This is a genomic window from Dyella sp., assembly GCF_036568765.1.
Classification (GTDB): Bacteria; Pseudomonadota; Gammaproteobacteria; order Xanthomonadales; family Rhodanobacteraceae; genus GSA-30.
In genome coordinates this window covers 1-8767 of record NZ_DATCRY010000311.1, presented here as the reverse complement: position 1 = coordinate 8767, position 8767 = coordinate 1, and the positions used below count along the sequence as shown (strand labels likewise).

At 61.5% G+C, this 8767-nt stretch carries 7 protein-coding genes and 1 pseudogene; 6 read left to right on the top strand and 2 right to left on the bottom strand.

Going from position 1 to position 8767, the window contains the following annotated elements:
- The 5 genes and pseudogenes from cysC to VIM98_RS19430 all read left to right on the top strand — a co-directional run.
- On the top strand, positions 1-1061 hold a 1061-nt coding region (gene cysC, locus VIM98_RS19450; protein ID WP_331994755.1), incomplete at its 5' end, for an adenylyl-sulfate kinase.
- A 68-nt stretch (positions 1062-1129) separates the two neighbouring features.
- Positions 1130-2230, top strand: a complete 1101-nt coding sequence (gcvT, locus tag VIM98_RS19445; RefSeq protein WP_331994754.1) for a glycine cleavage system aminomethyltransferase GcvT — start codon at positions 1130-1132, stop codon at positions 2228-2230.
- 89 nt (positions 2231-2319) lie between these two features.
- Positions 2320-2715 (top strand): glycine cleavage system protein GcvH, encoded by a 396-nt coding sequence (gcvH, locus tag VIM98_RS19440; protein WP_331994753.1) that lies wholly within the window; start codon positions 2320-2322, stop codon positions 2713-2715.
- 521 nt (positions 2716-3236) lie between these two features.
- Positions 3237-3467: pseudogene (gene metJ, locus VIM98_RS20700) on the top strand (met regulon transcriptional regulator MetJ); the annotation flags it as partial.
- A gap of 631 nt (positions 3468-4098) precedes the next feature.
- Positions 4099-5139, top strand: coding sequence for an energy transducer TonB (locus VIM98_RS19430; protein WP_331994752.1), 1041 nt, complete (start codon positions 4099-4101; stop codon positions 5137-5139).
- Between the two features lie 192 nt (positions 5140-5331).
- Here VIM98_RS19430 and VIM98_RS19425 read toward each other — a convergent pair whose 3' ends face one another.
- Positions 5332-6651, bottom strand: a complete 1320-nt coding sequence (locus tag VIM98_RS19425; protein WP_331994756.1) for a serine hydrolase domain-containing protein — start codon at positions 6649-6651, stop codon at positions 5332-5334.
- Positions 6652-7019: 368 nt separating this feature from the next.
- Between VIM98_RS19425 and VIM98_RS19420 the strand changes: the two genes are divergently transcribed.
- On the top strand, positions 7020-8231 hold the full coding sequence (locus VIM98_RS19420) for an NTP/NDP exchange transporter (protein ID WP_414650245.1): 1212 nt from the start codon (positions 7020-7022) through the stop codon (positions 8229-8231).
- 29 nt (positions 8232-8260) lie between these two features.
- Here the strand turns inward: VIM98_RS19420 and VIM98_RS19415 are convergent, their stop codons facing one another.
- Positions 8261-8689 carry a CBS domain-containing protein gene (locus VIM98_RS19415; protein WP_331994750.1) on the bottom strand — a complete coding sequence of 143 codons (429 nt, stop codon included), beginning with the start codon at positions 8687-8689 and terminating at the stop codon, positions 8261-8263.
- Between the last annotated feature and the right edge of the window lie 78 nt (positions 8690-8767).

The following is an 8767-nucleotide window of genomic DNA, read 5'->3' as shown; positions in this document are numbered from 1 at the left end:
AGCGTATCGTTACGGCCGACGGGGACTTGTCGTGCGCCCAGACGGGGCAAGCCGTGACGTTGACGCTGGATCGCGAGGTCGATATCAGCCGCGGCGACGTCATCTCCATGGCGTCGCGCCCCGCGCCGGTTGCCGACCAGTTCGCCGCGCATCTGTTATGGATGGGCGATGAGCCGCTGTTGCCCAACCGCACCTATCTGTTGAAGCTCGGTACCCGCACGGTCAACGCGCGGATTACCTCGATCAAGCACAAGATCGACGTCAATACGCAGGCCGAACTGGCCGCTCGCCGCCTCGACCTGAACGAAGTGGGCTACTGCAATATCGATCTGGATCATGCGGTAGCTTTCGAGCCTTATTCGGTCAACCGGACCTTGGGTGGGTTCATCCTGATCGATCGCCAGACGAACGCCACTGTCGGCTGCGGCATGCTCGATTTCGCTCTGCGCCGATCGGCCAACGTTCATTGGCAGCATCTGGACCTCAGCAAGGAGGCGCGCAGCGCCAGCAAGGGCCAATATGCGCGTTGCTTGTGGTTCACCGGTCTATCGGGCGCCGGCAAATCGACCATCGCCAATCTGGTTGAGCGTCGGCTGCATAGCCTGGGTTACCACACCTACATGCTCGACGGCGACAATCTGCGCCATGGCCTCAACAAGGATCTGGGTTTCACACCCGAAGCCCGTGTGGAGAATGTGCGGCGCGTGGCCGAGGTCGCTCATCTGATGGTCGATGCGGGACTGATCGTACTGGTGTGCGTAATCTCGCCATTTCGCAGCGAGCGCCAGTTCGCCCGCGAACGTTTTGACGAGGGGGAGTTCGTCGAAATTTTTGTCGATACGCCGCTGGCCGAGTGCGAGCGGCGCGATCCGAAGGGGCTTTATCGCAAGGCGCGAGCGGGTGACATCCGCAATTTCACGGGCATCGACTCGCCGTACGAGGCGCCATCGAGCCCCGAACTCCACCTTCAGGGAGGCGAGGGCGGGGCCGAGCAACTGGCCGCCATCGTGCTGTCCCACGTACTTGAGCACGGCGCTCCCGATCGATATCCGGCCCCGTAACCGGACCTGGACTTGGATGGATGCCTTCGGGCGGCGATAATCCATAACTTTCCCCAGAGCACGTGGCCATGACCGAAAAGACCGTACTCAACGACACCCATCGCGCCCTCGGCGCGCGCATGGTCGATTTTGGCGGCTGGGACATGCCGATCAACTACGGCTCGCAGATCGAGGAACACCATGCCGTGCGCCAGGACGCCGGCATGTTCGACGTATCCCATATGACCGTGGTCGATCTGCATGGCGAAGGTGCGCGCGATTTTCTGCGCCACCTGCTGGCCAACAACGTCGACAAGCTGAAGGTATCGGGCAAGGCTCTGTATACCTGCATGCTCAACGAACACGGCGGCGTTATCGACGACCTGATCGTGTATTTCTTCGACGAGGCCCACTTCCGCCTGGTCGTCAACGCCGCCACGCGTGCCAAGGATCTGGCTTGGATTGCCCAGCAGGCCGCAGCCTTTGGCGTCGAGGTAAAGGAACGGCCGGATTTCGCCATGATCGCGGTGCAGGGCCCTCAGGCACGAGCAAAGGTGCTCGGTCTGCTGCATGAGGTCGATCGCCAGCGTATCGAAAAGCTCGGCAAGTTTGCCGCGGCCGCAGCGCAGGGGCCGGGGGGCATGCCGCTGTTTGTGGCACGCACCGGTTATACCGGCGAAGACGGTTTCGAGATCGTTCTACCCAATGAGCATGCGGTTGCTTTATGGAACGCGTTGGCCGATGCCGGCGTTCGCCCGGCAGGTCTGGGAGCGCGCGACACCTTGCGCCTGGAGGCAGGCATGAATCTCTACGGGCAGGATATGGACGAAGATGTTTCGCCGTGGGAGGCGAACCTCGGTTGGACGGTATCGTTGGATCAGGGGCGCGATTTCATCGGCCGTGCGGCCTTGGAACGGCAGCAGGCCGAGGGCGTCAAGCGTGTGATGGTCGGCCTGGTACTGGACGAGAAGGGTGTGTTGCGGCATGGCCAGAAGGTGCTGACCTCGCTCGGTGAAGGCGAGATCCTGTCCGGCAGCTTCGCCCCCACGCTCAACAAGGCCGTCGCTTTCGCGCGCATTCCCGCAGGCTCGCCCGACGATGTGCGGGTGGACATCCGCGGGCGCGAAGTCCCGGTGCGGATCGTCAAGTATCCCTTTGTCCGCGACGGCAAGCCGCAACCTGGCATTTAAACGGTGTCGTCATGCGGTGGCTGTCGGTACAATCGGCCGTCACCGAACCCCATCCGAACCCTTCGAGCGCTAAACCTAAGGAGCCCATCATGAGCGAGATCCCCGGCGATCTGAAATTTCTCAAGTCCCACGAATGGGCCCGAGTCGAAGACGACGGCTTGGTGCGCGTGGGTATCTCCGACCATGCGCAGAGCCAGCTCGGCGATCTGGTTTACGTCGAACTGCCGGAGCTCGGCAGTCAGGTAAAGGCGGGCGAAGGCGCTGCTGTGGTCGAGTCGGTCAAGGCAGCCTCGGACATTTATTCGCCGGTCTCCGGCGAGGTGGTGGAAGTCAACGAAGAGCTCAACGACAGCCCGGAAACCATCAATGAAGATGCCTTTGGCAAGGGTTGGATCTTTGCCGTTCGCATCAGCGATCGCGAGGAACTGGACAAGCTGCTCAGCGCGGACGACTACGCCGAGGTGATGGAAGAAGACGATCACTGATCCTTCGCACTCGCGAGTCCGTTCGCATCACGGCCGCCGACGAGGCGGCCGTTTTTTTTGTTCGCCGAAGGGTCGCTCACATCGGTCGTCGGTTCGCGACGTAAGCGATGCGACCGGTCGAGGGTGTGTATTCGGCCCCCTCGGAGGGGTGACACAAAATTTTTTTTTTGGGTCGTTTCGGTCGACTTTCGTTCATCCAGACGGGGCGATTCGGTGTGCTGATCGGCACCGATTTTATGGCTGCATTGATCTGTTTGATGTGCAAGGAAAATCAATCGATGACCTGAACAAAACAGCTAATTTATAGGGATTTTTTGCATTTTTCGGCAAGTGCCGCAGATGGCGTTCCATCAGTATGGATGTCCAAAAAAAGATGCCGCCAAGTGTCCGGAGACCTTGCGTCGAGCCGCTTTCGGGGGTGTCGAGGGGGAGGTGAAACGCACTGATTTCACAGCTAAAATCAATTGACAGTAGAATTTTTCAGGAATAGCTTTCGCTTCGGATCACGGGGAAGAGGTGCCATGACGCCATCGAAATTCATCAAGCCTTATGTCGAGCACGGGGAAAAGGCCGGTGCAGTACGCAAGATCACGGTCTCGATTCCGCTGCACGTGCTGAGGTTGTTGTCCGATGAGCGTACCCGTCGCCAAGTGAACAATTTAAGGCACGCCACTAACAGCGATCTGCTGGTTGAGGCGTTCCTGCATGCTTTTACTGGGCAACCACTGCCAACTGATGAGGAGCTGAGACGAACTATGGCCACTGCCAAGAAAGCCACCAAGAAAGCCGCTAAGAAAGCCACCAAGAAGACCGCCGCTAAGAAGTCGACTGCCAAGCGCCCGGTCGCCCGTAAGCCGGCTGCCAAGAAGGCCGCCAAGAAGACTGTCCGCAAGACCGCGAAGAAGGCCGCCGCCAAGCGTCCTGCCGCCGCCAAGAAGGCTTCGGTGAAGAAGGTCGCGACGAAGAAGGTTGCCAAGAAGGCTGCCAAGCGTACCGTGAAGAAGGCTGCTGCTGCGAAGGTGGTCAAGGCCACCCGCGCCGCCAAGGCCCCGAAGGCCTCCAAGGCCAAGTAATTAAAGCAACTATATAAGACTCGATTTCTCTCCCTGCGGTTGCCCAGCGCAGGGAGTATTTCGAAAGCGATTCGTCCCGGCCCTGGCTGGGACGCTTCGTTTTAGGGGTCGTAATTTCCAGGCGGACCGCAAGATCCCCCTAGCTCGGTTTGATTGTTCTGGACTGTGATGTTTCCGGCGATTTGCGGACCCGCTCCATTACGGTTACCTTTCGCTCACATCCGCGCCGCGGCGGCCTGGGGAGGTCTCCGCTCCTAGAGTTTCACAGGGGGAAACAGCGCGGGTATCTGGCACGACTCAGAGTGAGATCATGGATACCCGAAACAGTCATCAAGCGCGTCGCTACGCGCGTGGGGCTATACGCCCTGTCGCTATTGCCATCGTCGCCGTTATCGCCTTGTTCGCTGCCGGCGCATGGTTCCTGATCATCAAGCCGCATGAAGACCTGCTGCTGTCCGAATCCGGCGGTCACCCGTCTACGCCGGTGACCGCCAACCCCACGGCTGCGCCGCCACCGGTCAACGTGGGTGCGATGAGCCTCAACCAGCTGCTTTCCGAAGCTCGCAAGGCGATGAACGAGCAGCGCATGCTTACGCCGGCGGGCAACAACGCGTTCGAGTTCTACCTGAAGGTGCTGGAGAAGCAGCCGGGAAACCAGGTGGCGGTCGATGCGTTGCGCGAAACCTTCCCGTTCGGCGCGAACTCGGCCGAGCAGGCGATCAACCAGCGCGACTTCAACGAAGCCCAGCGTCAGATCGATCTGCTGACCAAGGCCGATCCGGCTAACTACACCTTGACTATCCTGCGCTCCAAGCTCGATGCGCAGCGCAAGCTGCAGGATCGCGAGCAGCAGGCGGCGTCGGATAAGGAGCGGCAGGCTCAGTTGGCCGCGCAGAAGGCCGCTAACGATAAGGTCGAAGCCGATCGCCTGGCCGCTGAGCAGCAGAAGGCAGCCCTGGCCGAACAGCAGCGCCAGGCGCAAGCGCGCGCAGCGGCCGAGGCTGCTCGACAGCAACAGCAGTCGACAGCCGCCGCTGCGGTGCCGCAGCCGGCCGCGGCGGGCGAAGGCGGCGGCTCCGGCACGCATGGTCCGGTGCTGATCAAAGGGGGCCAGCCGCGCTATCCGACCGCTGCCATGCGCTCGGCGCAGGAGGGCTGGGTGGAGGTGAGTTTCACCATTTCCGCCGAGGGCAACGTCGGCAACGTCAAGGTGGTCGACTCCCAGCCACGGCATGTGTTCGATCGCGCCGCTATGGATGCCGTCACGCGTTGGAAGTACGAGCCGGCTACCCAGGGCGGTACGCCGGTAGCGACGGAACGGCAGCAGCGGATCGAGTTTAAGTTGAACTGAGTGAGGTCGCGCGCCCGATGGCGCGCTATGAAAGGGGGCCGCTACGCGGCCTGTAAAGAGTTACGAGGAAGAGCAAGAAAAGCAAAAGCCCGCGGACCTGTGGCCTGCGGGCTTTTTGCTTTTTCTCCTCCCCCCTGACACCGAGCGAAGCGAGCGGCGTCACAGCGCGCCATGGCGCGCAACCTCACCCCATCACTTCTTCCTCTTTGCCTTCTTCCCCGTTGCCTTCGCCTTCTTGCCGTTTCGAGCCGCCTTGGCCGGCGCGATATCTTCCGGCTCGGCGCCTTCCAGATCGGCCCAGTCCACATGCGGCAGGCCAAGCATGCTGTCGAAGACCATGGGCATCAGGCCAGAAGGTACCGGGCCGGCGGAGTTCCACATGGACACAATGCCGGCGTGATATTTCGGAAAGAAGCCAATCATCGTGCGGTAGCCCTCGACGGCTCCGGCATGGAAGATCAGCGTCTCGCCCCCATACCGGAACACGCGCCAGCCCAAAGCATAGTGGGCGTCGGTGATGCGCGCGCGCCGCCATGGCGTGGAATGCATCTCGATCGGCGTCGGCACACCAGGGTCGTGTAGCGTATCCAGAAGCGATGGCGGCAGAACATCGGGGCGCCCGCCCATCTGCGCAATCAGCCATTGCTCCATGTCGTGCAGACTGGCATTGACGCCGGCTGCTGGCGCGACGCGATAGTAAGTCTCCTTTGGCTCGAACGGCACCCAACTGCCGCGACCGGCCGCCCGATGCGGGCGTGCCCAACTTTTGCTGGATTCGAGCGCGTCGCGGCCGTAACTGGCCGTCTTCATGCCGAGCGGGAAGAAGATGTTCTTATCCACCAGCCGATAAAAAAATTCCCCGGTCTGCGCGTACAACACATCGCCGATCAGGCTGAAGGCAACGTTCTGGTAGCCGTAGCACTGGCCCACACCACAAGCCATGTCGACTTCGTCGAGCTTGCGCACCAGCTCCTCGTAGGAAATATTGCCCTCGAGCATGTTGTCGTAGGTGTTGCGTGGCAGACCCAGGCGCTGGCCGAGAATGTCGCGCACTGTCGCCAGATTGGATGCCTGGGCGTCCTTCAGCTTGAAGAACGGCAACACGTCGGTCAGCTTGGTATCCCAGCCAAGCTTGCCATCGTCGACCAGCACGCCGGTGACGGCCGTAGCGAAGGCCTTCGACAGAGAGGCGAGCCGGAACACCGTGTCGGGTGTGACCGGCTCGCCGGTAGCCGCATCGGCGTAGCCCAGGGTGTGTTCGAAAACGACCTTGTCGTCCACGACCACTGCCGTGGCCATTCCGGCGACGGCGTTGCGTTTTTCCAGGTCGTCCAGCCAGGATTTATAGGCAACCAGAGTCTCCTTCACCCGCTCGGGCGGGAGCTCTTCGTGCTTGGGTGTTACGGGGTGCGTTGCGGTGCTTTCGGCGCTGCCGGTCACCTGAGCCCAGGCTGGGGCACCGGCGAGGCCGGTTGCGCCAACGATCAACAGAAAAAGATTGCGGAACGACATGCTGCTCAACGAGGTCTCGGCGGCGGGGAACGCCCTGGCGGAAAATGGAGTGGAGAAAGCTTGTTATGCCTCGATTGTCGTGCACTTCCGGTCGAGTCACAACGAGCAGGACATTGCGGTATCGATGGCCGCTCCGGCCGCCGTCAGAGCATCCTCTGCGTCGTTGCTTGGACAACCGCATGCCGCCAGGGTTCGTCCCCTTGCGGCAGGAGGCGACAGGGTCGCGTGTTGTTGCGAAGCAACAGCCCAGGTTTGCATGATAGGCTTGCCGCGGCCCTACGTCGGACTCCACACCGTTGAACGCTCGCCCCTCTGCCGCGTCCTCGCATGCCGCCCCGACGTTGTCCGCGCTGGCGTTCTTTTTTGTAATGACCGCCTATTACATCATCCGCCCCGTGCGCGATCAGCTGAGCGGCGCGGTGGGCTCGCAATCCTTGCCGCTGTTCTACTTGGCTGTCTTCGTAGTGATGCTGGCCATGACGCCGCTGTTCGGCGCTCTGGTAGCCAGGTTCCGGCGCAAGCAGTTGCTCGCCTGGAGTTATTGCTTCTTCATCCTCTGCCTGCTCGCTTTCGTGCCGCCGTTCATGGTTCAGGACCAGATCGGTGCGCGCACGCTCGGCGTGGTGTTCTATGTCTGGGTAAGTATCTTCAATCTGTTCGTGGTGTCGCTGTTCTGGAGCTTCATGGCCGACATCTTCACCGGCGTTCGCGCGCGCAGCGTATTTCCGCTGATTGCCCTGGGCGGGATGGCCGGCGCGATCTTCGGACCGTTGGTTACCAAACTGCTGGTGCAACGCATTGGCGTGGCTCCTTTGCTGATCGTTTCGGCCGTCACGCTTGCACTGTCCCTGGGGGTGCTGCTGTTCCTCTCGGCCGAGCAGGATCGTGCCGATAGCCGCCAGGGCGAGCCGATCGGCGGCTCGCTGTGGGCCGGCATCAAGGAACTGGCGACGCGGCCCTTCCTGCGCTATATGGCGCTGCTCATGCTGTTGGGTGACGGCGTAGGCACACTGGCTTATGCCCTGTTGGCCGATTACAGCAAGCAGCACCTGACGGACAGGATCGCGCGCACGGCCTTCTACAACGACCTGGATCTTTACGCGAACCTGCTGGGCGCCTTGCTACAGTTGACGGTGACCCGGTGGCTGATGATGCGGCGTGGCGCCGTGTCGGCCCTTATCGTGACAGCTATAGTCAATCTGCTGCTGCTGACGGCGGTAGCTCTCTGGGGTCCGGTGGGGGTGCCGGAATTGACCTTCGGGATGCCGTTGTTGGCGATACTGATGATCGGCTCGCGCGGCTTTACCTACGGCATGACCAAACCCGCCTCCGACGCGCTGTATACCCGTGTGCCGCGCGAGACCCGTTACAAGGGCAAGAACTTCATCGAAACTGCCGTATGGCGCCTGGGCGATTTCGTGGTGACCAGTGGAGTGAGCTTGCTGGGCTCCCTCGGCGTGGGTGTCGCCACGATGGCCTCCATCGGCGTCGGTGTGTCGGCGCTCGCAACCTGGATATCGCGGCTGGTCGGGCGCACACCCGAAGTGGCACCCGAGGCGGCCGAGCGGCGCGCCGCCTAGACGCCCTGGATGCCTGGCGATGGTTTCGGTCAGCTGGCGATATAGCGTTGCAGCTGCTCGATCTGTTCGGCTTGTTCGCCGATCACTTCCTTGACCAGGTCGCCGATGGAGATCACACCGACCACCGTCTCATGATGTACAACCGGCAGGTGGCGGATGCGGCTGTCGGTACACAGGCGCATGCAGTCGAACACGTCCGTATCGGGAGAGACCGTCAGCACCGGGCTGCTCATGATTTCCGAAACTGCCGTCTGTGCCGAGGAGCGGCCTTGCAGGATCACCTTGCGCGCATAATCGCGTTCGGAAACGATCCCGATCAATACGTCGCCACGCATGACCAGCAGAGCCCCGACACGTTCCTCTGCCATGTGTTTGATCGCGTCAAGCACCGGTGCATCCGGTGCGATGGCATAAACCTGGCTGCCCTTGTTTTCCAGCAGATGTTTCACTTGGCGCATGCTCGTGGCTCTCCCTCCAAGTGCGCTGCCGTAGCGCGTGGGATCATTCTAACGCCGCGGCGCCGGTCAGGTGTAGCG